Below are 26,822 nucleotides of genomic sequence, written 5' to 3'. Positions count from 1 at the left end.
AATATTCAGTTTACTACAAAATGGAACTGTGATATCATGGTAATGACGGAATTTTCTAAATTTTTATTTTAAGGGGGATTATTATGGAAAAGAAAGGTCTTTCTCACACAGCTTATGGTGGCATAAAAGGAGAGGATTATGTTCCTTACGTGGCAACCAAGGAAGCATTACCAGAATTGACAGTTGTTTCTATCATCGTGGGCTGTTTATTTGCAATTATTTTTGGTGCAGCTAACACATATTTAGGCTTGAAGCTTGGTATGACAGTTGCAGCAGGTATTCCAGCAGCTATACTTGCAACATCAGTATTTAGAAGAGCTACTGGAAATCGTATACTTGAAGCTAATATGATTCAATCAATGGCATCAATGGGAGAATCTTTAGCAGGTGGACTTATATTTATAATTCCGGCAATTATTTTACTTAAACAACAACTCACTTTATTCACAATAGTTGTTACTGCATTATTAGGAGGTTTACTTGGTATAATATTTGTTGTACCAGTAAGAAAGTATCTTATAGTTGAAGAACACGGAAGATTAGTTTATCCAGAAGCAATGGCTGCTTCAGAAGTTTTGGTTTCAGGTACTGCAGGTGGAGAAGGGCTTAAAACAATGATCGCTGGTCTTCTTGCAGGAACTATATTTAAGTTCTTTGGCGGAGCATTTAAGCTCTGGAACGAGGAACCAAGCTGGGCTATAAAGGGAAAAGATTTTAATTCATCTTTCTCACTTAGCGCATCAGCAGCTTTAATGGGTGTAGGCTATATAGTAGGAATAGAAATAGCTTCCTATATGCTTGCAGGTGCTTTAGTTTCATGGTTTGCTCTTGTACCTCTTATAAAATTTATTGCGCCAAATCTTGCATTATCATTATCGCCAGTTAAATATATTGGTGCAGGTGCGGTTGCAGCAGGTGGATTAATAAGTATTATAAAAGCTATGCCTACAATAGTTAAGTCTTTTAAATCAGCTGTATCAGGTATTAGTGCAAAAGGCGGACAAAAGAGAACTGATATAGATGTTCCAATTACTTGGGTTATAGCAGGCGCTATAGTAGTATTTATTCTTACATGGTTAATGCCTAACTTAAGAGGAAATATTATTGCATCAATATTAATAGTTATTTGTTCCTTCTTCTTTGCAATAGTATCCTCTAGATTAGTTGGACTTATTGGTACTTCAAACAACCCAATATCAGGTATGACAATTGCTTCACTTCTTGTTATTGCATCAGTTTTAAAAGCTACAAATCATATAGGCGATGGCGGTATGTTTATAGCTATAATCGCTGGTACGCTTGTATGTGTTAGTGCTGCTATAGCAGGTGGAGCTGCTCAAAGTTTGAAGACTACTTATATTATGGGTGGTACTCCAAAAAGACTTGAAATTGGTATGTATGCAGCTGTTGCTGCTTCATCAGCAGCAATTGGTGGTATTATATTAATGCTTGATAAGGTTTATACAATTGGAAGCGAAGCTATAGGTGCACCACAAGCTAATATGATGACTATGATAGTTAAAGGTATATTTGATTCACAAATACCTTGGGTATTAGTTATAGTTGGTGTTACATTTGCAGTTATGTGTGAACTTATGAAGATTCCAGTACTTCCTTTTGCACTTGGATTATATCTTCCAATGGGATTAAGTACAGGAGTTTTCGTTGGTGGAGCTTTAAGATGGTTATTAGATAGAAAATATAAAAAGGATGAAACCGATCTTAAGGCTAAAACTGAAACTGGAACATTGCTTGCATCAGGTTTAATTGCTGGTGAAGCAATAACTGGTATAGTAATAGCTTTACTTGCATTATTTAAATGGGATGGACCTGTAGGATTTGGAACAAAGATACTTACAACTGTTACAGGAAGTCCATGGACTTCAGCTCTAATAGTTTTAATACTTTGTGCATGGTTCTACAACAAGGTTGTAAGCAATAAGAGCAACACTAAAGTTTCAACAGGAAAGCCTAATGCAAAAGCATAAAATATAAACAGTTTAATAATCGCAGTTGGAGCAATGGTTTCAGCTGCGATTTTAATAAAGTAATGGCAGTATATTTAAATACATGGAGGATACAATGGAAAATAGCAACGCAGAAGTTAATAAAGAAAAAGATAAAAAAAATAAAAAAGAAGATAATTTTTTGATGTACATACCTAAGAGAAAACATGAAACCTTTGAAGTAAATAAAGGTATTGTCAAACTTATTTTTTATCATGATAAGTTTGCAGAAAAACTTATAAGATGGCTCGTAAAAAAACCTTATGTCAGCGATATGGAACTTGATAAGGTTGGATCAAAGGTATGGCTTCTAATAGATGGCAAGAGCTCTGTGTATGATATAGGACAAGGACTTTTAAAAGAATTTGGGAATAGCTGTGAGCCGGTTTATGACAGGCTTATTATGTATTTAAGATTTCTAAACAAAAAAGGCTGGATATCTTTTGAAAGAGGACAACAAGATTAAATTGATATAAGAGCACCAAGAATTTTTCTTGGTGTTTTTTATATATAATGAGATGAAGGTTTTACATTGTATACAATTCTTAAATTTTTCTTACATTGTTAATATTTTGTTGAAAAAGGTATATGCCAATGATATCCTAAAATAGTATATTTAAACTAATAAGAAAGAGGGGATAAAAAAACTATGGGGACAAATAGAAGAATAGCAAGTATTTTTCTAGCAGCTATTATAATGTGTTTTGGAAGTTTTAAAACTGTACAAGCTGCTGAAGAAGATAAACTTAAAGTTTCACATTCTTACGGCTTTGAATCCGTATATAAATGGGGGACCTTGGTTCCAATCACAGTTGAAGTTGATAATAATTTAAAGAATATCGATGGAGAGCTGCAAATTGAGCTTCCTGTTTTTAATCCAGAGATGGGAATAACAAATAATGATAATGTAACACTTTACACTCAAAATATTAATCTTCCATTAAACACTAAGAAAAAGTTTACTTTAAACATACCTATATCAAGAAATATAACTTCTGTAAAAATGAATATAGTGGAAGGTAAAAATACATTATTGTCAAAGGATTTGTCTCTTGGAACAGCACTAAATCCAGAGGACTTTATAATAGGAACTTTAAGCGATGACTTTAACAGTGTAAGTTATATAAATAAAGTATCAATGGATTCAAGCAGTATGGGAAAGAGAAATTTTAATACCAAACTTGTTAAATTAGATGAAAATTCAATTTCAGAGGATGCAAATGTACTAAAGCCTATAAGTGTAATTATAATAAATAATTTTGATACTTCTAAAATAAGCAAAGCCAAATATGAAACTATCAAAAAATGGGTAGATAACGGCGGAATGCTTTTAATAGGTACAGGTCCATCTTACAATAAGACATTGTCAATATTTAAGGATAACTTTATAAGCGGTGATATAGGAAATGTATCATCTATTGAAACAAAAGCTCTATATAAAATGCTTGATAATAACTCTACAAGTTCAATGAAGCTGGATGCTTTAAATATAAATATTAAAGATAGCAATGCAATAATTAAGGAAGGAACTCTTCCGCTTGTACAAAGAATTGAAAAGGGCAAGGGAGTTGTTGCTGTAGCTGCTTTTGATCTAGGATTAAATCCGCTAGTCAGCTGGTCACTAAACAGTACTTTTGGAGAAAGACTTATAGGGAATAATCTTCCTGATTACTATAATGATGGAAATGCTTATAGCAGAATGGTAAACGGAGGAGGTTATAATATAAGCTATGGTCTTGGAAATATCCCGGAACTTCCTATACCAAAAGCTTCAAATTTAATAATAATATTTTTCATATATATAGTAATTGCAGCACCAGTAAACTATATAATACTTAAAAGGAAAGATAGAAGAGAACTAATGTGGGTTACTGTACCTGCGCTTTCAGTAATTTTTGCAATAGTCGTTTATTTTTCAGGATCAACTACAAGAGTAACTAAACCAGTAGCAAATGTCTTGTCCACAATAGTAATTGATGCTAAAGGTAATCAAAATATCCAGAGCTATGGTACTGTAGTTACTCCGAAAAAATCAGATATAAAAATTGAAGCAAAAGATGAAATGAATATAAGACCTATAGTGAACTTAGATTACTATGACAATAAGCAAAATGCTAATAATAGTAAAGGCAGCAAAACAATATATTCAAAGATAACAACTTCTACTAAAACAACAATGGAATTTTATAATACTGGAGTTTTTGGACAGTATAATTTTATTGTAGATAATAACGAGATTAAAAAAGGAGCACTGCAGTCTGAAATTAAATTTAATGATAATAAGATAACAGGCACTATAAAAAATAATACTGGTTTAGATTTAAAAGACTGTTATATTATTACTTCTAGCGCTTATGTAGAAATTGGTGAAATAAAGAACGGTGAGACAAAAAATATAAGTGAACCAATAAAGAACTATGCAGGAAATAGCTATCAGATGCTTGATAATATGTTTGGAAGACAATATGGCGGAAGTGCTATTCAAAGTACAAAACAAATACAGGAAAAAAGAGTGAAAGAGCAGAAGAGAATGCTTATGCAGTCCTACTTTGATTCTTTTGGAGGAAGGGTTACAGACCCAGTAATCACTGCTATAACAGATTCACAGGTAACCAAAGATATACTTGTAAACAATGATGCTGTTAAAAAATACAATAAGAGTCTTGTTGTATCTAATGTTGAATTAAGTTATATAAATGGGGATAAGGCAGAGTATCCGCTAGGCAGTATAGTTCCAAAAGTATCTTCATTAAGCAATAAGTTAGCCTATGACCCAGGCTATGGATTTATTCATGGAGATTCAGGAGAGGTAGAAATAAAATTCCAAGTAGGTGACAAGGTTAAAGTTGAAAGCTTTGAATTGAAACAGAATCAGAGCAATAATCCTAATGGACCAAACTTCCAGCCATTAACTAACAAAGGATATATATTTAATACTGTAAAAAATGCCTATGAAGAATGTGATTACAATAACTTTACAGCAAGTCAGGATAAGGCTTCGCAGTATGTTGATAAAGATAATATTATAAAAATAAAAATTGACACAACAGGATTAAACCAGCCTGGAACAATTCCTCAAATTTCTGTGAAGGGAAGTGTTAAGTAATGCTTGAAATAAAAAACCTTCGAAAGGATTATGGAAAGTATACAGCAGTTAATAATTTAAATTTGACAGTTGAAAAGGGAGAGATTTTTGGTTTTGTTGGTCCAAACGGCGCAGGTAAGACTTCTACAATGAAGATAATAGCAGGACTCATGCCAGCAACCTCCGGTGAGGTTTATGTAGATGGAATAGATGCCTTAAATGAAAGCAGAAAAGTAAAAGAAAAGATAGGTTATATGCCAGACTTTTTTGGAGTATATGATAATTTAAAAGTTATAGAATATCTTGAGTTTTATGCTTCTATATATGGTATTAACGGAGCTGAAAGTAAAAAGGTTTGCGGAGACTTGTTAGAGCTGGTTGATTTAACTTCTAAAGAAAATGCCTATGTAGATAGCCTTTCAAGAGGGATGAAACAAAGACTTTGCCTTGCAAGAAGTTTGGTTCATAACCCGGAACTTTTAATACTTGATGAACCTGCTTCGGGTATGGACCCAAGAGCAAGATTCGAGATGAAAGAGATTTTAAGAAGCTTAAAGGATATGGGAAAGACTATTATTATAAGTTCACACATATTGCCTGAGCTTGCAGAGCTTTGCACAACTATAGGCATAATTGAAAAAGGATCTTTTGTTATAAGAGGAACTGTTGAAGAAATAATGCTTAATGTTTATAATTCAAGACCTTTAAAGATAAAAGTACTAAGTAAGCTTGAAGAAGCAGCAGCTGTTTTGAAAGAAATACCAAAGGTAGACAGGATATCAGCAGAAGGCTCTACTTTAAGTGTAGCTTATTCAGGAACTGAAGAGGAAATGAGCAAACTTCTTGCAACCCTTATAAGCAAAAATATTTCAGTAGTATCCTTTGGACAAAGTGAAGGCAATCTTGAAGAGATATTTATGAAAGTTACTGAAAAGGCAGAGGAGGCGTAAAAATGAGGTTTAATCCAGTTTTATCTAAAGAGCTAAAGGTTAAAATGAGAAATTGGAAGGCTGCAGGAATGATAGGAGCGTATCTATTAGTAATGACCGTTGTAGCTACCTTTATCTTAATGATGATAATGAGTGAAATGTCAGTTACAGGAGCAAATCGTCAAGCATCAACAATAACCTATGGCTTCCTTGCAGCTATACAATTTATGCTTATAATATTTATTGCTCCAGCACTTACTTCAGGCTCAATATCAGGGGAAAGAGAGAGGCAAACCTTAGATCTATTATTATGCACAAAGCTTAGACCAAGATCTATAATATTAGGAAAATTATTTTCATGTTTAAGTCAAGTAATGCTTTTAATAATAGCTTCCTTCCCAATATTCGCTACAGTTTTTGTGTTTGGAGGAATATCGGTAGCAAACTTGCTCCAGTTATTTTTATTCTATTTAGTTGTTGCAGTACTCATGGGATGTATAGGAGTTTTCTTCTCAACAATAATCAAGAAAACTACAACCTCTAATGTTGTTACATATGCTTTTGTTTTATTCCTTTTATTTGGAACATTAATACTTACTGCTATATATATGCAATTATTTGTTTACAGTAAGGCTGCACCAGTACAGCAGCCAGGTATGCCGCCAGCCCAAACAGCTCAAACCTTCTTTCCACTTTTGTACTTCAATCCATTAGTTGGATTTGCTTCACTTTTGGTTGATCAGTTCGGAGGCAGCGGAGCACAGAGTATTCCTATTATTGGTGGTATGCTATCTGGTTTTGGCAAAAGCGGTATGAAGCCTTGGGTTATAAGCACAATAGTAAATTTTGGAATGGCTTGTTTATTATTTTTCTTTAGTTCTTTAAAAGTAAATCCAATAAGGAAAAAGCGAAAGAATAGAGAAAAGACATCTAGACATGCCGTAGTACAAAAATAAAATATAGTTTAAATAAGATTATGGAGGTAGCAATATGAGCAGTGTTGATAAAGAAATTTTGGCTTTCATTAAGAAAATAAAGCTTAGAATTCATCTGAATATAATTATTAATTATATTATTTGGGGAATAATTGGAGCTTTGTTTTGTGGAGCAGCAGTGAGTATTTCAGCACTGCTCTTTCCTCTATATAAAGTATATTTAATTGCACTTAAGCTTGCAGCAATAGGAGCAGGGATTGCATTTTTAGTTAGCTTAACTATGGTTCCTAAGAATTATAAGGCAGCTGCAGCAGCAGATTCTATGGGACTTAAGGAAAGAGCAGTGACTTCTTTAGAACTTATAGGAAATGAAGAAAATTTTGCACTTTTGCAGAAAAAAGATACTTTAAGTAAATTGAGGAAATTAGACTATAAAGAAAAATTAAAATTTAAGATAAACAGAAAGCAAATAATTTTATTTATTGTATTTGTATTCATAATAACAGGAACAAATTTTATACCAACAAAGGCAAAAGACAAAGCACAGCAAAAATATAGGTTTAATATAACTCAAGAAGAAAAAATAGCAAGTATAGAGAAAGTAGAAAAGGATATAAAGAAAAACTCTACTTTAAAAGAAGAAGATAAAAAAGAATTATTAGATAATCTAACTTCATTAAGAAAAGAGATTAAAGAGGCCCAAAGCCTCTCCGAAATAGATAATTCACTAAGCAAGTTTCAAATTAAGACAGATGAAATCAAAGATAAATATAAAGAAAATGATTTGAACAATGTGGCCAGCGGACTTTCGAGAAATAATTATACAAATAATTTGGCAAATGCTATCGAAAGAGGAGATAAAGAAGAAATTGCCCGGGAAATTAGTAATCTGCCACAAACTATGCAGGGGGCTACTGAAGAAGAACAGAAAAAAGTAGGGAAGGATTTTGCAGATACTGCAAAAAATACAGAGGACAGCGAGCTTAAAAAGTCACTTAATGATATAGCAGAAAAACTAGCATCGAATAATCCGGAGAAGCTTAAGGAGCTGGCTAATTCACTAAACAATTTTAATGAATCCTTAGGTAAGCCTATGGACAATAAGTATGCTAAAAATGAATTGAAAGATATTCAAAGCAATTTTATGCCTGAAAATAAAGTTGCTGATAATTCACAGCATCAAAACCAATCTGCACAGACAGGCAATAATCCACAATCAGGTAATCAGCAGGGTCAAAATGGCAGTAATACAGGCAACACATCACCAAATGGTAATAATGAGCAGGGGCAAAAGCCAGGAGGTAATTCAGAGAATCCAGAAAACAAATCAAGTGACAATGAAAATAAATCTGGTGATAATAAAGAAAAGCCAAATCAAAATAATGGCAGCAGCAGTGACAACAGTGGTAAAACTGGTAGCAGCGGCGGAAACAGCGATAAAGGTTCTACAGGTCTAAACAAGACCGAAAATGGTAATGCCGCGCAGGGAGAAGATGTATATCTTCCACCGCCTCCTGATAGTAAGACAGCTGCAGAAAATAGTAAGCCTCAGGACTTAAGTAAAGTTATAGGAAAATATAAAGAAAAAGCTTACGAAAATATGAATTCTTATGTAATACCAGAAGCTATGAAAGATATTATTAAGAATTATTTTACTTCACTGGAACAATAAAAAACGAAAGGGGTATAGTTATGGAAATTGATGAAAAAGTTATACAAGATATAGTTGGGAAAGTAAAAAGTATTGAAGAGGAAGTTGGAAAAGCTATTATAGGACAAAAGGATATTATAAGGCAGGTATTGCTGGCTATTTTTACAGGAGGTAATGTGCTTCTTGAGGGGGCTCCTGGACTTGGTAAAACTCAACTTGTAAAAACTCTTGCAAAGGTTATGGATTTATCATTTTCAAGAATACAGTTTACTCCAGATTTAATGCCTGCTGATGTTGTTGGAACTAATATCATTGTTAAGGATAACAACTCCAATAATAACTTTGAGTTTCAAAAGGGTCCTATTTTTGCAAATTTGGTTTTAGCAGATGAAATAAACAGAGCAACTCCTAAAACTCAATCTGCACTACTTGAGGCTATGCAGGAGAGGACAGTTACTGTTGGTAAAAATACATATAAGCTTTCAGAGCCTTTTATGGTACTCGCAACACAAAACCCTATTGAGATGGAAGGAACTTATCCTCTTCCTGAAGCACAGCTTGATAGATTTTTATTTAAATTAGATGTTAAATTTCCAAACCTTAGTGAACTTCAAGCTATTATGGATGTGACTATAACAAACAGAGAGATTGAATTAAATAAAATAATAGATGGTGAAACTATACTTGAAATGAGAAAGATATTTAGAGAAGTACCAATTTCAAAAGGAGTACAAGAATATGCTCTTAAGGTGCTTCTAGCAACTCATCCCGAAAATGAACATGCTCCTGATATATCAAAAAAATATGTAAGCTACGGTGCAAGTCCAAGAGCAGCGCAGGCTATGATAAGCGCTGCTAAAATAAGGGCTATTATGGAAGGTAGATTTAATGTATCTTTTGAGGATATAAAGTATGTTGCATATCCAGCACTAAGACATAGAGTGTTTTTAAACTTTGACGCCATATCAGATGGTATAACTACAGACGGACTAATAACAGAAATACTTCAAAGCGTTAAGGTAATGTGAGGCAGTTATGGAAGAGAAGAATAAATTATTTGATGCTGAATTTTTTAAAATTCTTCAAAATTTAAATATTAATATTAAAAAAAGCGCAAGTTTTGGTGCTTCAGGAGCAAGAAAATCAAAAGTAAAAGGAACTTCTGTAGAGTTTTCAGATTTTAGAGAGTATGTGCCTGGGGATGATTTTAGAAGAATTGACTGGAATGCCTACGGGAGATTTGATAAGTTTTTTATAAAGCTTTTTATGGAAGAAAGAGAAGCAATGATAAACGTATTTGTTGACAGCAGTAAGTCTATGGGCTTTGGAGAACCATCAAAATCCACTTTAGCATTAAGGCTGGCCGCTGCCTTTTCATATTTAGCTTTAAACAATCTTGATAGAGTTTGTGTAAATACTATGAAAAACAAGGAACTTAAAGCTACTGATGCCTTAAGCGGAAAGCTAATGCTTCAGAGGACTTTGAGTTATTTAAATAATATCGAATTTGAAGGAACAACTGATATTAATGTTTCTGTTATGAAAAAGGATTTTAAAAGCAAGGGAGTATCTATAATTATATCTGACTTCTTTACTGAAAATGGAATAGTAGAGGCAGTAAAATATTTAACTTTTAAAAAACAAGAAGTAATTCTTATACATATTTTATCTCCGGAAGAACTTGAACCTGATTATTATGGTCAGGTAAAACTAATTGACAGCGAAACTAGAGAGGACAGAAATATAATATTAAATAATTCTATTATGAAGGCTTATAAAAAGCAGCTAGGGTTATTTAAAAAGAGCATAATAGATACTGCCGCAAAATATGGTGCTGCATATATTGAGGCAGCTTCTGATGAAGGTATAGAAAAGATAATGTTTGAAAAACTTTCTAGGAGCGGAGTACTTTCGAGCAATTAAGGAAACTCATTAATACTCAATGGTAAATTAGGGGGCAAAGATGTACACAAATATCTATTTTGTAAGGCATGCAGAAGTCAAGTATACACCAGATGAATTTATAAGACCTTTGACAGAAAAGGGACAAGCAGATGCCACAAGATTAGTTAAAGTATTTAAAGATATTAATATAACAAGAGTTATTTCAAGTCCATATAAAAGGGCTGTTTCAACTGTTGAACTAATTGCAAAAGATAAATGTTTAGACATAGAAACTATAGATGATTTTAAAGAAAGAAAGGTATCTGATGCCTATATAGAAGATTTCTTTTCCTTCTCTAAAAGGCAATGGGAGGACTTTGACTTTTGCCTGGATAATGGGGAAACATTGAGAATAACCCAAGATAGAGGCATAAAAGCATTATATGAGGTTCTTAGAAAATATAAGGGTGAAAATATTATAATAGGAACACATGGAACTATATTAGGGGTTATATTGAATTACTTTGATGAAAAATATAATTATGATTTTTGGATTAAGATGAAAATGCCTGATGTATTTAGATTCACCTTTAATGATGAAAAAATTGAGTATATAGAGAATAACGAAATATAAGGTTAATTAAGTTACAAGAGTTAGTAAGAATGAGGAATAAAATGAGTATTAATAAAAATGAAAATTTAATGATTATTATTTATGTAAAGGATCAGGAAAAGAGTAAATTATTTTATGAGGAGCTTTTAGGCTATAAACCTAATTTACATGTACCAGGTATGACAGAGTTCCAGCTTTTAAATAATGCTTTATTAGGTATAATGCCGGAGGAAGGAATAATGAGAGTTCTTCAAAATAAGATTCCAAATCCTAAGGAGGCAAATGGAATTCCAAGAAGCGAAATATACTTGTTTGTAGATGATCCAGATGAATATTATATTAGACTTGTTAATGCGGGTGGAACCGGAATAAGCAAAGCAGAACTTCGAAATTGGGGAGATCATGTTGCTTACGGCTCAGACTTAGATGGTCATATATTGGCTTTTGCAAAGAAGATATAAGAATAATCTGTAGTTAGTTATAGGACTAGTACTATTAGTGACTTGTAAAAGGAAGTCGGTTAGCTGACATTATTAAAAAAGAAATTGTAGTCAGCCATATGGATAAATGTTTATATGGTAAACCATTTCTACATTTTGATGGTATGGGGATGTGTGGAAGATGTATCTAGAAAAAAAGGCAATAAAAAGATCAAAAATAAGATTGCTAATGGGAAAAGCTTATTATACAGCAAAAAGGTATAAGCAGTGGTACTTCAGCGGAAGAGTCTATACTAATAATATAAGTAGAGAACTATATACATATAGAGTGTTTACACATAGCACACCTCTTTTGAGAAAATTAAAGGATGTGGATATGCAGCTTCAATATAATAAAATAACAAATCTTAAAATCGCTATTAAAAAACTAAATGGTATAGTTTTAAAACCGGGAGAAACCTTTTCCTACTGGAAGCTTATAGGCAAGCCTATATATAAAAAGGGATATTTAGATGGATTGGTACTCTGTGCAGACGGCAGCTTTAAGGCTGGAGTTGGCGGCGGTCTTTGCCAGCTTTCAAATCTTATATATTGGATGACTTTGCATACCGGTTTAACTATAACCGAACGATACAGGCACAGCCATGATATTTTTCCAGATGTAAGTAGAACTCAGCCCTTTGGAACTGGAGCAACCTGTTCATATCCTTCCCTAGACCTGCAAATTTATAATGGAACAAATTTTGAGTTTCAGCTTTTATTACATCTAACTAAAGACAATCTAGTAGGTGAGTGGAGGAGTACAGAGGAGTCTATGAATAGCTATGAGCTATATGAAAAGGAACATTCAATTACACCTGCTCTGTTTGGTGGATATGTACGTAATAATATAATTTATAGGAAAACTTATAACAAAAATATTGGTTTGATTAAAGATGAGTATGTTACAGAAAATCATGCTTATATGATATATAATCCATATTTGAATGGATAGGAGAAAAAAATGAAACACAAAAGAGTAAATTTTTATTTCTTTGGAGATACAGGGAGCTATGATGACTATAATCCAGCCTATGTATGCAGTAAGGAATATGTTGCGGAAATAATCTACATAATTGCGAATAACAAGCCTTTTTCAATAACTAAAAATGAAATTATAAAAAGTTTTGCTATTGACGAAAAGAATTTTAATGAAGTAATAGAGAGCCTTAAGCTGATTAATGCAATAGAAGTAAGGGGAGACAATTACAGAATTACTTTCCCAATATTTTTAGAAAAAGATGTTTTTCTTATGGATAAATATCTAAAAAATGTTGGACAAGAAATTGGAACCAGTATAATGGCTTTAGAAGAAGCACTTATAAAAAAAGTTTCTCAGCTAACGGCCAGCAGTTCTTTTAGCTATAAAAGAATTTTATATCATATCATTTGCGATAAGATATTTGATGGATTCGCCTTCAACTTTTTCGAAGAGAAGGATGTATTTTGCACTTCTAAGATTCAACCAGGAAATAGAGACTATATTATTATAGCCTATGAAGAAAGCAAGAATATAGAAAGTTATAGCAACAAGCTTTTGTGCAGCAGTAATAATTATAGATCCTGTGGATATATCTTTAATAGCTTCGGTGATGATAACGGTCAAAGAAAAGATATATTTAGATTTTTTAGGATGACACAAAAATCTCTTGAGGCTGCAACTCCTTTTCATGAATTAAACGTAGCCTATGTGAAACTTATTGATAATATGAACAAAGAAATTGCACAAAGATGTGGAGAATTAATTCTCGAAATAAATAAAGGGCACATCAACTATAATGAACTTTCAGAGTCGGATAGAAATATAGTGGATTTTTTAGAGGAAATGAGCTATTTAAGTTTAAATGATAAAAATGGCGGCGTGGATGTTAAGGTTCCTATCTTTTACTCTAAGGATAATGAAATAGTTAATGAATTGGCAGATATAATTCTTTCAACTATATATCGTATAGTAGAGAAAGTTTTTGAAAACCTAAAAGATCAAATGAGGGAACTAACAGCAATAACACATAGCGTGTCAATTAAAGAGATAGGAAATGAAATATGGCATCAAATTTTCGGACAAACCAATGAGTATCTAGTTAAACAAGGCTTTGTGGAACCGCCACAGAATATAGAGGGCGAGGGCAGGTACTTAAGAAGTCTTTCTACTGATTACTAACGAAATGAGGATATAAAATGGAATTTTACAGGGCGAGAGAGAAAAATGATTATATAAAATACGAAAATAGTTTTATACATAATACTGCATTACTGGCTAGTGAAAATGAAAAGGTTTTTGGAGTATTTGAATATGACATAAAAAACATTTATGAAGCGGAAATTATTAATTTTAGTATTTTCGAAGAATGCGATAAGATGCAATTGCTTAAAGGATTCATTGAGGAACTTGTGTATTGGAATCCATATGTAAAAACAATTTCATATCGAAAGGATGAAAATATATTTAGCTGTGATGAGTTAATACAAGCAGGCTTTAAGAAAAATATTACTTGGATATTGAACTTAGATACTAATATTAACGTCATTAAAATAGATATAAATGACATTGTTCCAGAACAGCTTACTGTGGACATGGTAAAGTTAGATAGGGCATGCTCATGGATAGAGAAGCCTGAAGATGTTGTAGTTACCTGTGTGAAAATTGATAATAAGATAGTTTCAATAGATGGACATTCAAGACTTGTTGCTGCTTTTAACAAAGGCTTTCAATATGTCTATGCGCACTTTGAGCTTGGAAATGCAGATACAGCCTTTTATAGAGTTTGTATGAGCTGGTGCGAAGAAGCCGGAGTTTTTAAGGTTAGTGATTTAACTAAGAGAGTCGTTGCACCAGAGGAGCATGAAAGACTTTGGTACAATAGGTGTCAGGATTATTTGAGAAAACATAGAGATTAACCTGAAAGGGGTAATTAAATGGATATAAATTTAGTTTGGATAATTATAGGTGGAGTAGTATTAATAAGTATATCAAGTTCTATTAGTCAGCTAAGAAGTGACTTAGCACGAATAAATGCAAATTTAGATAGGATTGCCAAGCAGATTGGTGTACCTGATTTAATTACTGATGAACTAGATATTGAGCTAAAACAACTTATTCTAGAAGGTAAAAAGATTGAAGCAATTAAAAAGTATAGAATAGCTACCGGAATTGGACTAAAGGAAGCTAAAGAGCATATTGATAGGCTAAGCCTAAAATAGCAATAATTTTTAGGAGAATTAAGATGTTTGATATAAATCTTTTAAATACGCTTAAAACTGTAGGAGCATTTATTAGGTATCAGGATACTCTTGTATTTATGATAGGACCTGACAGTTCCGGTGAGAAACTTGGTATAGTTCGACTTGGAGGGCATGTGGAACAAGGTGAAAGTTTGCTGCAGGCCTTAGAAAGAGAAATAAAAGAAGAATGCTCGATAGAAGTAAAGCTTATTGACGCTCCATGCATACTCTATAAAAGCAGCTGGGAGGACAGTGATTACTTCGATATAAGTGATCTAATAAATTGGAATGTTAAGCCTTTAGTTATAAAAAAAGATAAATTAAGTTCAACTGCAGTATTTTTATCTTATACTGAAGAAGAGCCAAAACCTTCATCAGAAGCTTATGGATTAGTTTTCTTGAAAGATAAGGACATAATAAATATATGTTCTAATAGATTAACACTAAGAGATTTTATTGACGGCGGTGGAAAGTTCATTAGGCAAAAAGAAATTAACTATGATATGGAAATGTATGCAGGAGTTCATCTTTCTTTCTTGTATAAGTTATTAGAGGACAAAAATGAAGTGGCAATTAAATATATTAAAGGAGATTACAATGAAAGATAATGTTTTATTTGATAGTTTTCCAGTACTTGAATCAGAAAATATTGTTCTAAAAAAGATAGAAGAAATTGACCTTGAAGAATTATTTTCAATATACAGCAATGATAATGTATTTAAATACTGTGGAATAATACCTAAAAAGAATAAAGAGACTGTAAAAAATATGATAGAGCATTTTGAACGGGATTATAATAAAAAATCAAGAATAAAGTGGGGTATTTACTATAAGCAGGACAATATGAAGCTTGTTGGCATCATTGAAGTATTTGATATTAATCAAAAGATTAATATGGTAACTATAGGATATTTTTTAGCAGAAGCATATTGGAAAAAAGGAATTGCTACTGAGTCATTAAAAATACTAGTAAGATATTTATTTGAAAATGTAGGGGTAAACAGAATACAAGCTGAAGTAATGCCTGATAATAATGAGTCAAAAAAAGTTCTTATTAAAAATGGGTTTATAAAGGAAGGTGCCTTAAGACAGGCAAGTTTGTGGTCAGGTAAAGGAGTAGTTGACTTGGAGGTATATGGTTTGCTTTATCAGGATTACAAAATTTAGGCTAACTTATTTCGAGGTAGATTATGGAAAATAAATTACACAGTAGACTTAGAGAATTGTTTTTATTAATTAAGCGTAAGGCTATAAAACTTAAAAGGGAAATTGGAGCGTTATATTTAGCATACAGACGTCAAGATGTACCTTTGTATGCAAAAATAGTTTCACTGCTAGTAGTAGGCTATGCATTAAGTCCAATTGACTTGATACCAGATTTTATACCTGTCTTGGGATATTTAGATGATTTAGTTTTGCTTCCAATTGGTATTGCATTAGCAGTAAAATTGATACCAAGCAATATTATGGCAGAATGTAGAGAGCAGGCCGAAAATATCTTTAGTGATGGTAAGCCTAAGAGTTGGATTGCCGGCGGAATTATAATAAGTATTTGGATTTTAATTATTATAATAATAGCTTTAAAAATTTATGGAGGTTAAAGCCCTAAATGGGCTTTAACGGGTAGTTTGCGAGTGAGAACGAGTAATCTAAACTACCCAGTGTTTCGAGTGAAAGGAGAAAATTATGAGAGGAATACCTAATTTAGAAGAGGCAAAGATAATACTTAATGAGGCAGAAAAATTAAATCCAGGACCTTGGGTTCAACATTCTCTATATGTAGGACAAGCAGCTAAACTAATAGCTGAAAACTGCGAAGGCATGGACCCAGAAGCAGCATATATAGTAGGAATGCTTCATGATATCGGGAGAAGATGCGGAGTTACAAATATGAGACATTGTCTTGATGGATATACCTATGCATTAGAAAATGGATATGATTTTTTAGGCAGAATATGCATAACGCACTCTTTTTCCACTAAAAACATAAAAGAAGCCTTCGGGAAATGGGATTGCAGCGAGGATGAATATGAGTTTGTTGTAAAATATTTGGACTCAATTGAATTGGATGACTATGATAAGTTAATTCAATTATGCGATGCATTAGCACTTCCAGAAGGTTTTACGCTTATGGAAAAGAGAATGATTGATGTTGCTTTAAGACATGGGGTTCATCAACATATCATACCTAAATGGAAAGCAACCTTTGAAATAAAAGACTATTTTGAAAAGCGTATGGGAAAATCTATTTATAGTGTGCTGCCGGGTGTAGTTGAAAATACTTTTAAATTATAGAGTTGGTGATAATTATGATAAAAAGATGCATTATGATTTTTCCTCATTTTGAAAGTGGACATGTTATAGATGAAATAAGAGAAAAATATGATCCTCTTGCTAATCATGTAAGGCCTCATATAACCGTGGTCTTTCCTTTTGAAAGTAACATAACTTCTGAAATGTTAAAGGAACATATAATAAATGTACTATCTGAATTTAAACCTTTTGAGTTAGTTATATCAGGTATAACACCTTCAATAAACTTTGGAAGATATTTATTTTTAAATGTAGCAAAAGGCAGCGAGGAAATAATAAAGATACATAGAAAATTATACACAGGAGTACTTGAAGAATATTACCCTAAGTGGCTGATTGGAAATAAGTTTATGCCTCATATGACTGTAGGAAATTTGGAGGATGAAGAGGCATTTAAAAGAGCGATTAATGATACTAAACATTTTTCTGACAGTTTTAAAACTATAGTTAATAAAGTAAGTGTGGAAATTATTGATGAGAATGAGGATTCTATAATAGAAAATGATATAAGTTTTTAGGTGTACAGGGGATAAAAGTTATGCAAAGAAAATATGCTTTCGATAAAGTTGCTGAGGAATATGACAGAATAAGACCAACGTATCCTATAAAAGTATTTAAAGATATAATTGAGTATTCAAACTTGAAGCAAGATGATAACATAATTGAAATAGGATGTGGTACTGGTCAGGCAACAGAAGGTTTTGTGAATTTGGGATACACAAATATTACTGCTGTTGAGCTAGGAAAAGATTTATGTAAAATTGCGGCTGATAAGTTTAAACATTATAAAAATATTAATATTTTTCATTCGGATTTTGAAGGATGGAAAGAAAAACAAGGACAGAAGTTTGATTTAGCTATATCAGCTACAGCGTTTCATTGGATAAAGCAGAATATAGGATATAAGAAAACAGCAGAATTATTAACTGAAAGCGGAACAATAGGTTTCTTTTGGACACATCATGTTCCCGGAATAGGAGAGATATTTACCGAGATAAGTGAAGCTTATCAGAAATATGCACCTCATCTTGACTATAATAATTCAAATCAGGTCGAAGAAATAATAGAGGAGAGAATAAAATCAATTAATGCAACCTGCTTATTTAAGGATTTGGTTGTGAAAAGATATGAGTGGGTTGATAAGTATTCAAGTGAGGATTACATAGCACTATTTAATACGAATTCTGCACATCAGGTTTTAGATGCAGATATAAAAGATAAGTTGTTTAATAATATTAGAGAAACAATAAAAAAGCATGGTGATCAAATATTAAAGCCCCAATTTGTAGTGCTATACTTAGCGCGGAAGAAATAAGAGAGTTAAAAATATGATTAAGGTTAATTTTTATGATTTAAATACAATAGAAGATGACAAACTTCATTTTGCAGTTATCATGGCAAAATATAGTGGTAAATGGATATTTGTAAAGCATAAGAAAAGAGAGACTTGGGAGATACCTGGAGGACACAGGGAAGAAAACGAAGATATAAACTATACGGCATCTAGAGAGCTAATTGAGGAGACTGGTGCAAAGGATTTTAATATCATACCAATATATATATATTCTGTAGGCAGGGGAGAGGAGGAATCCTTTGGTCAACTATTTTATGCAAAAGTAGAATCATTAGGAGAACTTCTTGATTTCGAAATAGGTGAAGTTAAATTATTTGACAGTATACCTGAGAATTTAACTTATCCTCTGATTCAGCCGTGCTTGTTCGATAAAGTTGAGAAGTACTTGAGATATTAAATTAATTTATGACCGTAAATAATTTAACTTTGAGTTAAATAAGAGGGGAAGTAATATAATGCCTTTTCCAATGACTCATTTGTCTATTGCTTATAATATATTAAAGGATACAACTCAGATTGAGAAACCTTGTGATTTTATGCTTGGTGCTGTTGCACCTGACTCGGTTCACTTTATAGAAAACTATAACAGTGATATGAAAAAGAAAAGCCATCTATGTGTTGGAAATGAAAAATGGGGCAAGATTTCAAATAATGAACAATGGCTAAAAAATGTACTTGCTTTTTTAGAGGAAAACAAGCATACAGAAAAAGCAGACTTCATATATGGCTTTTGTGCACACATACTAGCTGATATACAAAATAATATAAAAATATGGACCCCATTTTTAAAAGAAAATATACAAGCACTAGAAAGCGGAATGGGTAGTATTTATCATAAAGAATCTTATGATCTGGACTATGTACTATATGACTTAAATCCGAATAAAAAAATAATATGGGAAATGCTTGAAAATGCAGAAAGTTACCATGTTCCAAATATTATTGATGAAGATGCAATTAATAAAATGAAAGACAATCTCCTGCATGTTCAATTTTTACCAAGAGAATCTGTAGATGTATCTTGTAATAAATATGCTACTATTTCTCGTATGCAGGATTTTATTTCAGAGGAATCTATTTATATTAATAGTATTTTGTTCGGAAATGATTAGACATTTATATTGATACTAAATTTTAATAAAGCTGGTGATTCAATATGAAAATAGACATCATTCCTGTAGGGTTAGAAGATAAAGAAATACTAAGAAATTTATTAGAGAAATATGATTATGAGTTTTCTCAATATGATGATCGTGATGTAAACAAGCTGGGGTTATATGGCTATGACTATTTGGATAATTATTGGACAGAAAAAAATCGATGGGCATTTTTTATTACTGTAGACGATAAGCTGGCTGGCTTTTCGATGGTGAATGATTTTCCAGAAACAAAAGAAGAGACCGATTACTCATTGGCCGAATTTTTTATTATGTACAAGTATCGCCGCATGGGAGTTGGAAAGTATGCGGTAAAAAGAGTGTTTGATATGTTTAAGGGCAGATGGCAGTTAAAAAGACATCCTAAAAACTTAGCTTCTGTATACTTTTGGGATAACGTAGTAAGTGAATACACAAACAACAATTACAGGCTTGTAAAAGCTTATCCAGAAACGGAATATGCTGATGGAACCTTAGGAGATATATACTTCTTTGACAATTTAAAAGGGTGTGAAAGTTATGAGTGAAGCTTTTTGGAATGAAAGACTTGATTTTTTAAAAGCAATACGTACAGGCTGGTGTAATGAGGATTATATTGAATTTCTAATAGAAAAAGTTTGGAAGATAAAGAAGCCTGTGAATCTAGTTGATTTTGGATGTGGCTTTGGATATGTAGGTCTGTTATTTTTGCCCTTATTGCCAAAGGGAAGTACATATACCGGAGTTGATATAAGTGAAAAACTTTTAAAGGAAGCGGAAAATATTTTTGAGGGTTCGGGCTATACTGTTAAATTTATTAAAGCAGATTTGAATGAATATGAATCGGAAGAAAAATATGATATTGCTCTATCTCAAGCTGTGTTAAGACATATACCTAATGCAGAGAAAGTTCTTGGAAAAATGATACAGGCGATTGTACCTGAGGGCTTAGTTATATGTATGGAATCAGATTTGGAGCTTGAAAAGGCAGGCTGTTATTTCAGTGGTTTAGATTATATTGAACTGGGAATGACAGAGCTTCACAGAAAATTATATAGAACAGAGCTTAAAAACGGTGGAAGAGATTATAGGTTTGCTATGAAAATTCCTATGCTTATGCAGGAATTGGGACTTCATAAGGTTGGAGTAAGAATGAATGACAGTATTAAGTTTATTAATCCTATGGAAGATGAAGAAAAGCATCTTAAACAATTCAAGGCACTCACAGAGGCTTGGGGATGGAATAAACAATTATCAGAAATAGATAAGACAGATTATATTAGTGGACTTATGGGCAGAGGATTAAGCAGAGAAGAGGCTGAAAGCTATGTTGATGGCATTTCAAAAATAAGTGAGTATTTAATGACTAATAAAGATAATGCCTATGTTATTCAAGCACCGGGAACGCTTATATCCTATGGAACAAAGAAGAGTGCATCATAGTTTGGGGTAAATAAAGAGCATGTTAAAAATTTTATATAGCAGATATATGTTCTTATGTTTATATGTTTTTGCGGATGTTGCAGATAATATATAAATAAAATTAACGTTGAGAGCTTTAAAAGTGAAGTTTTGCTGGAGAAAAAGCACCAATAAAAAAAGGAGATTATGGCAATATGAATATTTATGAATTTGACGCAGTAATAAAAAAACATGATGAAATGGATGCAGCATTTATTGAATTTCCTTTTGATGCGGAAAAAGAATTTAAAACTAAAGGGCAAGTAAAAGTTAAGGCATCATTTGATGGATATCAATATAGAGGATCACTTGCTAAAATGGGGCATTACTGCCATTGTATTGGAATAACTCAGAAGATAAGAAAAGAGATTAGCAAACAGGCAGGAGACTCAGTACATGTGATTATTGAAAAAGATGATGAACCTAGAGTTGTTCAATTGCCTGAAGACTTTAAAAAGGTATTGGAGGAGAGTAAAAAGGCAAAAGAGTTTTTTTATTGCTTATCCTATACAAATCAGAAAAAGTATATTGAGTGGATAACAAATGCAAAAAAAATAGACACAAGAGAAAAGAGAATAGAAGAGTCAATAAAACTTCTAAATGATGGAGTGAAGTGTCCGTAATACTAGGTTATTAGAGAAAGGACAGCCTGTTGTTACTGCTGAAACAGAACCTTAGAATTTACAAAAGTAGGTGATTAAATGAGATTTTTTTCGTACTGGCCTTTTTTATTTTTGCTGTTGATTCCACCTGTTGTTATGCTGTATTTTTTAAAGCAAAAACCGGAGGAAAAGGAAGTAGCCAGTTTATATCTTTGGGACAAGGTTTATAAAAGCAAGGAAGTAAATACACCCTGGGAGAGATTTAAAAAGAGCCTGCTTTTATTTTTACAGCTTTTGGCCATTTTACTTTTAATACTGGCATTGACAGATCCTTTCTTAAATTTTAGGGGGAAAGATTATCAGAATGTGATTCTTGTTATTGATAATACAGGAAGTATGGAAGCTAAATATAATGATAATACAAGATTTGAGGAAGCGAAAAAGAGGGCAGAAAAGTTTATAGGTTCATTAAGGACAGGAAGCAGAATAAGCATTATATCGAGTGGAAATACTCCTAAGGTTGAGGTGAGCGGAACTACTGATAAGGCTGAGGCGCTTTTAAGGCTTAAGGAAATGCAGCCTATGGATTTGTCAGGAGATATCAACGAAACAGTGTCTCTTGTAAAATCTATGGCCAAGCAGTACGAAAGCTACAGAGCAGTTTTCTATACTGATGGAAATGTTGATATAAAGGATTTAAATGCGGAGGTAGTAAGCCTTACGAGTAAAGGAGACAATGTGAGTCTTGATTACATATCTCACAGCAAGGAAAAGAATGGACTTAAGGTTATGGTGAGAGCAACAAATAGAAGCGATAAGGATTTAAATAGAGAAATCTGCATCTATGGTGATGATAAAGTGCTTGCTGTTAAAAAGGTCGATATTAAGGCAGGAGAAACCAAGACTGTTTACTTTGAAGGTATTGCGATAAAAGGTGATCATTTGAAGGCTCAGATTACTGAAAAGGATGACCTAATGAATGATAATACTGCATATGATGTTATTAAGCAGGGAGAAACTCAAAAGGTTCTGTTAGTTACTTCAAAGAATCTATATATTGAAAAAGCTCTTTCAACTGTAAATAATGTTGAACTTTATAAAGCCAGCAGCATTGATGGGCTTAAGCTTTCAGATAAGTATAATTTATATATATTTGATGGTGTGGTTCCAAGTGTTCTTCCAAGCGACGGAAGTATTCTATTTGTTAATCCTCCTGATAACTCGCTTTTCCAGGTAAATTCAACTGTGGAAGGCGGACTTGGTGAGGTTGTAGAAGATAATGTAACAAAGTATGTAACTGGAGCTATTTTTAATGTTGAAAAGCAAAGAGATATGGTTATTCCTAAATGGGGTAAACCTATTTTAAAGGTAAATGATAAAGTTGCAGCCTTTGTAGGAGAATATAAGAATAAAAAGTATGCAGCTATAGGCTTTGATCTTCACAAGACAGATTTAGTTTTGAATGCTGAGTTTCCAATACTTATGCATAATTTATGCTCTTATCTTGTTGATACAGGACTAATGGTTAAGACTGATTATCTTTGCGGCGATGGAGTTGAGGTTAATGCACAGGCTGATGGAGGAGATTTAACCGTGGATACTTCCTATGGCACAAAGGAAATAATACCTTTGAGGTATCCGCTAAAGAATTTTTCAGCAACCTACAAGCCTGGAGTTTATAAGGTAACTCAAAAGTTTGGAGATGCTGAAAAAAGCAATATATTTGCTGTAAATTTCCCGACGGATAAGGAATCAAATATAAATGTACAAGTGAGCAATACAGATGCAAAAGCTAAAACAGCATTAAGCAAGATGTCAGGAATAGTTCTTCAGCTATATTTAATTATGGGGCTAATTGCACTTATGGCTCTTGAATGGATTGCATATGTAAGAAGATATTAAATTTATTATAAATGGAGGTTTATTATGATAGTTACAACAACAAACAATATCGAAGGAAGAAAGATAGTTGAATACAGAGGAATAGTTTGCGGAGAAGTTATATCCGGAGTCGATTTTATAAAAGACTTTGCAGCAGGACTCACTAACTTCTTTGGAGGAAGATCAAAGTCCTATGAGGATGAGCTTATTCTGGCTAGAGAAAATGCATTGGAAGAACTTAAAGAGCGTGCATCAAGGCTTGGCGCAAATGCTGTTGTAGGAATCGATATTGACTACGAGGTACTTGGTCAAGGAGGCAATATGCTTATGGTTACTGCATCAGGTACTGCTGTAGTTATTGAGTAGGGCCTGCCTTAAAACAGTCTAAACCTATCGCGTGTTATTTGAATTTTAGGGACCCCTTACTTAAATAGCACGCTAGGCTTAAGCTGTTTTATAACAGTCCATTATACATAAGACACCACTTGGAGGTGATAAATTTGACCTTAGAAATATTAAGACCGTACGCATTAATTATTATTCCTTTAGCTATAGTTTTTACATTTGTAATGACTCGTTTCATGATAAGAATGACGAGAAAAAAGAAAATATCTGTACTTACTGCAAGAATATTGGTTTTTACGTTTTTGGCATTGGCTCTTGCAGGTATAAGTATAAAGTGGAAGATAGATACTACCACAACTATGTTTGTTGTAGACTCCTCAGACAGTACGGCTCTTCATAAAGATGAAGAAGAGAAGTTTGTCAAAGATGCACTGCTTCAAAAGCCAAAGAAGGATAAGATGGGTATTATAACCTTTGGCAGTGACAGTTTAATTGACCAATTTATTTCGAAAAATAACTCCTTTAACAAAATAGAGACTAAACCAGTAGGTACATATACAAATATTGAAAATGGATTAACAACGGCATTGTCACTTCTTCCTCAGAATAATAAAAAAAGGGTTGTACTTATAACTGATGGAGAGGAAAATGAGGGCAGCGCCTATAAAATAGCACCATCGCTACTGGAGCAGAATGTAGATTTTAAGGTGTACAAAATCGAAAAGCCACAGGGTGATGAGGTGGCTGTTGACAATATAAGCATACCTGAAAAGATAAACCTTGGAGATGAATTTACCGTAGTTGCTAATATAACAAGCACAGTAGGCACTTCAGCAAAGGTTACCCTATACAGCGGAAGAGAAAAAAGAGGGGAAATGAATGTTGAGCTTCAAAAGGGCAGCAATAAATTCGTTTTTAAGGATACAGCTGACAGCGGTGGATTCAAAAGCTATAAGGTTGTTGTAGAGCCAAACAAGGATACTGAAGTTAAAAATAATGAATACTCTTCTTTTACCAATGTTCAGGACAAGCCCAAAATACTTCTAATTGAAGATAAAAATGGAGAAGCAAGTGAATTAGAAAAAATGCTTATTGCTTCAAAGATGGATTATAAAAAAATTAATGCCGCAGCTGCACCAAGAAATATTGAAGAGCTTAATCAATATAAGACCATAATTACCTGCAACGTCCATGTTGAAAGCTTAAATAAAGGTTTTTTAAATGCTTTAGAGCCTTATGTTAAAGATTTTGCAGGAGGTTTTATAGCAACAGGAGGAGATGAAGGCTTTATATTAGGAGAATATCTGAATACTCCTCTTGAAAAGGTACTTCCTGTATATATGGACATGAGAGGCAAGAAGGCAATACCTGAGATGGGGCTTGTTCTTGTTATAGACCACTCCGGAAGTATGAGCGGCGGAAATCAAAATGTTAAAAAGATAGATTTGGCTAAAGATGCAGCTCTTAAAGCTGCGGATACACTAAGAGATGTTGATGAGCTTGGAGTTATAGCTTTTGATGATCAAGTAACTTGGGCTGTATCAAGACAAAAAGCTTCCAATAAGACTGAAATCAAAAAGAAAATAGGAGCAATAGGCATTGGCGGAGGAACAACAATACTTCCTTCACTTGAAGAAGCTTATAAATCACTAAAAGAAAGTAAAACAAAAATCAAACATGTAATTCTTTTAACCGATGGTCAGGCCGAACAATCAGGCTATGATCCTTTAATAGAAAAAATGAAAAAAGAAAAGATAACTGTTTCTACTGTTGCAGTTGGTAAAGATGCTGATACTAAGCTTCTTCAGGGAATAGCTAAAAAGGCTGGCGGACGATATTATTACACTGATGAAAACACAAATATACCTAGAATATTTGCAAAAGAGATATTTATGGCCGCTAACGTTTATTTGAATGAAAGAGAATTTACTCCAAGAGTAGTAAGCAATCATCAGATTTTAAACGGAGTTTTAGTAGATGGAAAGCTTCCTAATTTGTTTGGATATGTTGCCTCCTCACCAAAGGAAACAGCAAGAGTTATTCTGCAAAGTGATGAGGAAGATCCTATATTATCTGTATGGCAGTACGGGCTAGGCAAGGCTGTAGCCTGGAACTCAGATATGAATGGAAAGTGGAGCAAAAATTATGTAACCTGGGATAAAAATTTAAAGCTGTGGCAGAACATAATAAATTATACAGTAGAAAACTACGGTGATGAAAGTGGACATGTAGATGTGAAAAATTCCGGAAGCAAGGGTGAGATAAAGCTTACAACTAAGAATGCGGGTGAGGATTTAACGGTAAATGCTGTAGTAATGGCACCAGATTCTACCAGCAAGGAAGTAAAGCTAAATCCGACGTCACCAGGTGAGTATACAGGAAGCTTTGATATGAAACAGACCGGGGTATACATGGTGAGTGTAAGACAAAATAAGGGAGATCAGGTCTTGGCGGCAATAAATTCTGCAGCGGCTCTTCAGTATTCACCAGAGTATAAAATCTCAACGCAAAATAGTTCTTTAGATAAAATGCTTACTGAAATGGGAGTAAGTTATATAAAAAGTCCTTCAGAGGTTTTTTCAGGGGATTTAAAAGCGGTAATAAGCAAGACTCAGCTGACACCATACTTTTTAAGTTTAGCTTTGCTTTTATTCTTTATTGATATTGTTCAAAGAAAATTAAATATATCTTTTAAGGATTTATTTAAGAAAAGAAAAGAAGATAAGAAGTTACAGGAAGCTGTTGAACCAACTGTGAAGAAGGAGTATGTTGATTATGAAAAATCTTCAGAGACACCTTTAGAAACTGAAAAACATGAAGAAAAAGACTCTAAGGATAAAAAATCTAAAGATAAGGAAGATAATAAATTAGATACCGGTGCTCTTCTAGATAAGAAGAAGAATAGATACTTTTAAGGTAAGGTGAC

Annotated in this window: 28 protein-coding genes; all 28 read left to right on the top strand. The window is 33.0% G+C overall.

Going from position 1 to position 26,822, the window contains the following annotated elements; translation table 11 throughout:
* The first annotated feature begins 83 nt into the window (after window positions 1-83).
* The 28 genes from JK636_RS18450 to JK636_RS18315 all read left to right on the top strand — a co-directional run bounded on the left by JK636_RS18450 (window position 84) and on the right by JK636_RS18315 (window position 26,811).
* Window positions 84-1,988 (top strand): OPT family oligopeptide transporter, encoded by a 1,905-nt coding sequence (locus tag JK636_RS18450; RefSeq protein ID WP_207751779.1) that lies wholly within the window; start codon window positions 84-86, stop codon window positions 1,986-1,988.
* A gap of 94 nt (window positions 1,989-2,082) precedes the next feature.
* The gene (locus tag JK636_RS18445) at window positions 2,083-2,472 is read left to right on the top strand and encodes a PqqD family protein (RefSeq protein WP_202750456.1); all 390 of its coding nucleotides are present in this window, start codon (window positions 2,083-2,085) and stop codon (window positions 2,470-2,472) included.
* Between the two features lie 183 nt (window positions 2,473-2,655).
* Window positions 2,656-5,112, top strand: a complete 2,457-nt coding sequence (locus JK636_RS18440) for a hypothetical protein (RefSeq protein WP_202750455.1) — start codon at window positions 2,656-2,658, stop codon at window positions 5,110-5,112.
* Window positions 5,112-6,041 carry an ABC transporter ATP-binding protein gene (locus tag JK636_RS18435; protein ID WP_202750454.1) on the top strand — a complete coding sequence of 310 codons (930 nt, stop codon included), beginning with the start codon at window positions 5,112-5,114 and terminating at the stop codon, window positions 6,039-6,041. The genes JK636_RS18440 and JK636_RS18435 overlap by 1 nt, the downstream gene beginning before the upstream one ends.
* A 2-nt stretch (window positions 6,042-6,043) precedes the next feature.
* Window positions 6,044-6,976 carry an ABC transporter permease gene (locus JK636_RS18430; RefSeq protein ID WP_202750453.1) on the top strand — a complete coding sequence of 311 codons (933 nt, stop codon included), beginning with the start codon at window positions 6,044-6,046 and terminating at the stop codon, window positions 6,974-6,976.
* A gap of 34 nt (window positions 6,977-7,010) precedes the next feature.
* Entirely contained in the window at window positions 7,011-8,627 is a 1,617-nt protein-coding gene (locus JK636_RS18425; protein ID WP_202750452.1) for a hypothetical protein, read from the top strand.
* 20 nt (window positions 8,628-8,647) lie between these two features.
* Window positions 8,648-9,634, top strand: coding sequence for an AAA family ATPase (locus tag JK636_RS18420; protein WP_202750451.1), 987 nt, complete (start codon window positions 8,648-8,650; stop codon window positions 9,632-9,634).
* A 7-nt stretch (window positions 9,635-9,641) separates the two neighbouring features.
* Window positions 9,642-10,529, top strand: coding sequence for a DUF58 domain-containing protein (locus tag JK636_RS18415; RefSeq protein WP_202750450.1), 888 nt, complete (start codon window positions 9,642-9,644; stop codon window positions 10,527-10,529).
* A gap of 40 nt (window positions 10,530-10,569) precedes the next feature.
* On the top strand, window positions 10,570-11,124 hold the full coding sequence (locus JK636_RS18410) for a histidine phosphatase family protein (RefSeq protein WP_202750449.1): 555 nt from the start codon (window positions 10,570-10,572) through the stop codon (window positions 11,122-11,124).
* Window positions 11,125-11,165: 41 nt separating this feature from the next.
* Window positions 11,166-11,564 (top strand): VOC family protein, encoded by a 399-nt coding sequence (locus tag JK636_RS18405; RefSeq protein WP_202750448.1) that lies wholly within the window; start codon window positions 11,166-11,168, stop codon window positions 11,562-11,564.
* 160 nt (window positions 11,565-11,724) lie between these two features.
* The gene (locus JK636_RS18400) at window positions 11,725-12,537 is read left to right on the top strand and encodes a VanW family protein (RefSeq protein WP_202750447.1); all 813 of its coding nucleotides are present in this window, start codon (window positions 11,725-11,727) and stop codon (window positions 12,535-12,537) included.
* A gap of 9 nt (window positions 12,538-12,546) precedes the next feature.
* Entirely contained in the window at window positions 12,547-13,743 is a 1,197-nt protein-coding gene (locus tag JK636_RS18395; RefSeq protein ID WP_202750446.1) for a hypothetical protein, read from the top strand.
* A gap of 17 nt (window positions 13,744-13,760) precedes the next feature.
* The gene (locus JK636_RS18390; RefSeq protein WP_202750445.1) at window positions 13,761-14,480 is read left to right on the top strand and encodes a hypothetical protein; all 720 of its coding nucleotides are present in this window, start codon (window positions 13,761-13,763) and stop codon (window positions 14,478-14,480) included.
* 18 nt (window positions 14,481-14,498) lie between these two features.
* A complete protein-coding gene (locus tag JK636_RS18385; protein WP_202750444.1) occupies window positions 14,499-14,783 on the top strand; it encodes a ribosomal protein L7/L12 in 285 nt (94 codons plus the stop codon).
* Window positions 14,784-14,806: 23 nt separating this feature from the next.
* Complete coding sequence (locus tag JK636_RS18380) at window positions 14,807-15,412, top strand: NUDIX hydrolase (RefSeq protein WP_202750443.1); 606 nt, start codon at window positions 14,807-14,809, stop codon at window positions 15,410-15,412.
* Window positions 15,402-15,971, top strand: a complete 570-nt coding sequence (locus JK636_RS18375; RefSeq protein ID WP_202750442.1) for a GNAT family N-acetyltransferase — start codon at window positions 15,402-15,404, stop codon at window positions 15,969-15,971. The genes JK636_RS18380 and JK636_RS18375 overlap by 11 nt, the downstream gene beginning before the upstream one ends.
* 23 nt (window positions 15,972-15,994) lie before the next feature.
* Entirely contained in the window at window positions 15,995-16,405 is a 411-nt protein-coding gene (locus JK636_RS18370; protein WP_202750441.1) for a YkvA family protein, read from the top strand.
* Between the two features lie 85 nt (window positions 16,406-16,490).
* Window positions 16,491-17,099 (top strand): HD domain-containing protein, encoded by a 609-nt coding sequence (locus JK636_RS18365; protein ID WP_202750440.1) that lies wholly within the window; start codon window positions 16,491-16,493, stop codon window positions 17,097-17,099.
* A 14-nt stretch (window positions 17,100-17,113) separates the two neighbouring features.
* Window positions 17,114-17,635 carry a 2'-5' RNA ligase family protein gene (locus tag JK636_RS18360; RefSeq protein ID WP_202750439.1) on the top strand — a complete coding sequence of 174 codons (522 nt, stop codon included), beginning with the start codon at window positions 17,114-17,116 and terminating at the stop codon, window positions 17,633-17,635.
* 20 nt (window positions 17,636-17,655) lie between these two features.
* A complete protein-coding gene (locus JK636_RS18355; RefSeq protein WP_202750438.1) occupies window positions 17,656-18,432 on the top strand; it encodes an rRNA adenine N-6-methyltransferase family protein in 777 nt (258 codons plus the stop codon).
* Between the two features lie 13 nt (window positions 18,433-18,445).
* Window positions 18,446-18,868 (top strand): NUDIX hydrolase, encoded by a 423-nt coding sequence (locus tag JK636_RS18350; protein ID WP_202750437.1) that lies wholly within the window; start codon window positions 18,446-18,448, stop codon window positions 18,866-18,868.
* Window positions 18,869-18,926: 58 nt separating this feature from the next.
* A complete protein-coding gene (locus tag JK636_RS18345) occupies window positions 18,927-19,583 on the top strand; it encodes a hypothetical protein (RefSeq protein WP_202750436.1) in 657 nt (218 codons plus the stop codon).
* A 44-nt stretch (window positions 19,584-19,627) separates the two neighbouring features.
* Entirely contained in the window at window positions 19,628-20,155 is a 528-nt protein-coding gene (locus tag JK636_RS18340) for a GNAT family N-acetyltransferase (RefSeq protein WP_202750435.1), read from the top strand.
* On the top strand, window positions 20,148-21,050 hold the full coding sequence (locus tag JK636_RS18335) for a class I SAM-dependent methyltransferase (RefSeq protein WP_202750434.1): 903 nt from the start codon (window positions 20,148-20,150) through the stop codon (window positions 21,048-21,050). The genes JK636_RS18340 and JK636_RS18335 overlap by 8 nt, the downstream gene beginning before the upstream one ends.
* Before the next feature lie 173 nt (window positions 21,051-21,223).
* The gene (locus JK636_RS18330) at window positions 21,224-21,691 is read left to right on the top strand and encodes a YdeI/OmpD-associated family protein (protein ID WP_202750433.1); all 468 of its coding nucleotides are present in this window, start codon (window positions 21,224-21,226) and stop codon (window positions 21,689-21,691) included.
* Between the two features lie 78 nt (window positions 21,692-21,769).
* The gene (locus JK636_RS18325; RefSeq protein WP_202750432.1) at window positions 21,770-23,572 is read left to right on the top strand and encodes a vWA domain-containing protein; all 1,803 of its coding nucleotides are present in this window, start codon (window positions 21,770-21,772) and stop codon (window positions 23,570-23,572) included.
* 24 nt (window positions 23,573-23,596) lie between these two features.
* Window positions 23,597-23,917, top strand: a complete 321-nt coding sequence (locus JK636_RS18320; protein WP_021655675.1) for a putative heavy metal-binding protein — start codon at window positions 23,597-23,599, stop codon at window positions 23,915-23,917.
* Between the two features lie 134 nt (window positions 23,918-24,051).
* Window positions 24,052-26,811 carry a VWA domain-containing protein gene (locus JK636_RS18315; protein WP_202750431.1) on the top strand — a complete coding sequence of 920 codons (2,760 nt, stop codon included), beginning with the start codon at window positions 24,052-24,054 and terminating at the stop codon, window positions 26,809-26,811.
* Window positions 26,812-26,822 lie beyond the last annotated feature (11 nt).

Origin of the sequence: Clostridium rhizosphaerae, assembly GCF_016765585.1 — a bacterium.
Lineage (GTDB): Bacteria > Bacillota > Clostridia > Clostridiales > Clostridiaceae > Clostridium_AT > Clostridium_AT rhizosphaerae.
This window is presented reverse-complemented; position numbering and strand designations above follow the sequence as displayed.

What these genes read in the sequence shown, in the direction of transcription:
- JK636_RS18390 (WP_202750445.1), top strand. Translation starts at nt 13,761, where the DNA reads ATGGAATTTTACAGGGCGAGAGAGAAAAATGATTATATAAAATACGAA.
- JK636_RS18420 (WP_202750451.1), top strand. Translation starts at nt 8,648, where the DNA reads ATGGAAATTGATGAAAAAGTTATACAAGATATAGTTGGGAAAGTAAAA.
- JK636_RS18405 (WP_202750448.1), top strand. Translation starts at nt 11,166, where the DNA reads ATGAGTATTAATAAAAATGAAAATTTAATGATTATTATTTATGTAAAG.
- JK636_RS18445 (WP_202750456.1), top strand. Translation starts at nt 2,083, where the DNA reads ATGGAAAATAGCAACGCAGAAGTTAATAAAGAAAAAGATAAAAAAAAT.
- JK636_RS18335 (WP_202750434.1), top strand. Translation starts at nt 20,148, where the DNA reads ATGAGTGAAGCTTTTTGGAATGAAAGACTTGATTTTTTAAAAGCAATA.
- JK636_RS18385 (WP_202750444.1), top strand. Translation starts at nt 14,499, where the DNA reads ATGGATATAAATTTAGTTTGGATAATTATAGGTGGAGTAGTATTAATA.
- JK636_RS18365 (WP_202750440.1), top strand. Translation starts at nt 16,491, where the DNA reads ATGAGAGGAATACCTAATTTAGAAGAGGCAAAGATAATACTTAATGAG.
- JK636_RS18370 (WP_202750441.1), top strand. Translation starts at nt 15,995, where the DNA reads ATGGAAAATAAATTACACAGTAGACTTAGAGAATTGTTTTTATTAATT.
- JK636_RS18400 (WP_202750447.1), top strand. Translation starts at nt 11,725, where the DNA reads ATGTATCTAGAAAAAAAGGCAATAAAAAGATCAAAAATAAGATTGCTA.
- JK636_RS18450 (WP_207751779.1), top strand. Translation starts at nt 84, where the DNA reads ATGGAAAAGAAAGGTCTTTCTCACACAGCTTATGGTGGCATAAAAGGA.
- JK636_RS18330 (WP_202750433.1), top strand. Translation starts at nt 21,224, where the DNA reads ATGAATATTTATGAATTTGACGCAGTAATAAAAAAACATGATGAAATG.
- JK636_RS18395 (WP_202750446.1), top strand. Translation starts at nt 12,547, where the DNA reads ATGAAACACAAAAGAGTAAATTTTTATTTCTTTGGAGATACAGGGAGC.
- JK636_RS18325 (WP_202750432.1), top strand. Translation starts at nt 21,770, where the DNA reads ATGAGATTTTTTTCGTACTGGCCTTTTTTATTTTTGCTGTTGATTCCA.
- JK636_RS18345 (WP_202750436.1), top strand. Translation starts at nt 18,927, where the DNA reads ATGCCTTTTCCAATGACTCATTTGTCTATTGCTTATAATATATTAAAG.
- JK636_RS18380 (WP_202750443.1), top strand. Translation starts at nt 14,807, where the DNA reads ATGTTTGATATAAATCTTTTAAATACGCTTAAAACTGTAGGAGCATTT.
- JK636_RS18440 (WP_202750455.1), top strand. Translation starts at nt 2,656, where the DNA reads ATGGGGACAAATAGAAGAATAGCAAGTATTTTTCTAGCAGCTATTATA.
- JK636_RS18375 (WP_202750442.1), top strand. Translation starts at nt 15,402, where the DNA reads ATGAAAGATAATGTTTTATTTGATAGTTTTCCAGTACTTGAATCAGAA.
- JK636_RS18425 (WP_202750452.1), top strand. Translation starts at nt 7,011, where the DNA reads ATGAGCAGTGTTGATAAAGAAATTTTGGCTTTCATTAAGAAAATAAAG.
- JK636_RS18350 (WP_202750437.1), top strand. Translation starts at nt 18,446, where the DNA reads ATGATTAAGGTTAATTTTTATGATTTAAATACAATAGAAGATGACAAA.
- JK636_RS18430 (WP_202750453.1), top strand. Translation starts at nt 6,044, where the DNA reads ATGAGGTTTAATCCAGTTTTATCTAAAGAGCTAAAGGTTAAAATGAGA.
- JK636_RS18360 (WP_202750439.1), top strand. Translation starts at nt 17,114, where the DNA reads ATGATAAAAAGATGCATTATGATTTTTCCTCATTTTGAAAGTGGACAT.
- JK636_RS18320 (WP_021655675.1), top strand. Translation starts at nt 23,597, where the DNA reads ATGATAGTTACAACAACAAACAATATCGAAGGAAGAAAGATAGTTGAA.
- JK636_RS18435 (WP_202750454.1), top strand. Translation starts at nt 5,112, where the DNA reads ATGCTTGAAATAAAAAACCTTCGAAAGGATTATGGAAAGTATACAGCA.
- JK636_RS18410 (WP_202750449.1), top strand. Translation starts at nt 10,570, where the DNA reads ATGTACACAAATATCTATTTTGTAAGGCATGCAGAAGTCAAGTATACA.
- JK636_RS18355 (WP_202750438.1), top strand. Translation starts at nt 17,656, where the DNA reads ATGCAAAGAAAATATGCTTTCGATAAAGTTGCTGAGGAATATGACAGA.
- JK636_RS18415 (WP_202750450.1), top strand. Translation starts at nt 9,642, where the DNA reads ATGGAAGAGAAGAATAAATTATTTGATGCTGAATTTTTTAAAATTCTT.
- JK636_RS18340 (WP_202750435.1), top strand. Translation starts at nt 19,628, where the DNA reads ATGAAAATAGACATCATTCCTGTAGGGTTAGAAGATAAAGAAATACTA.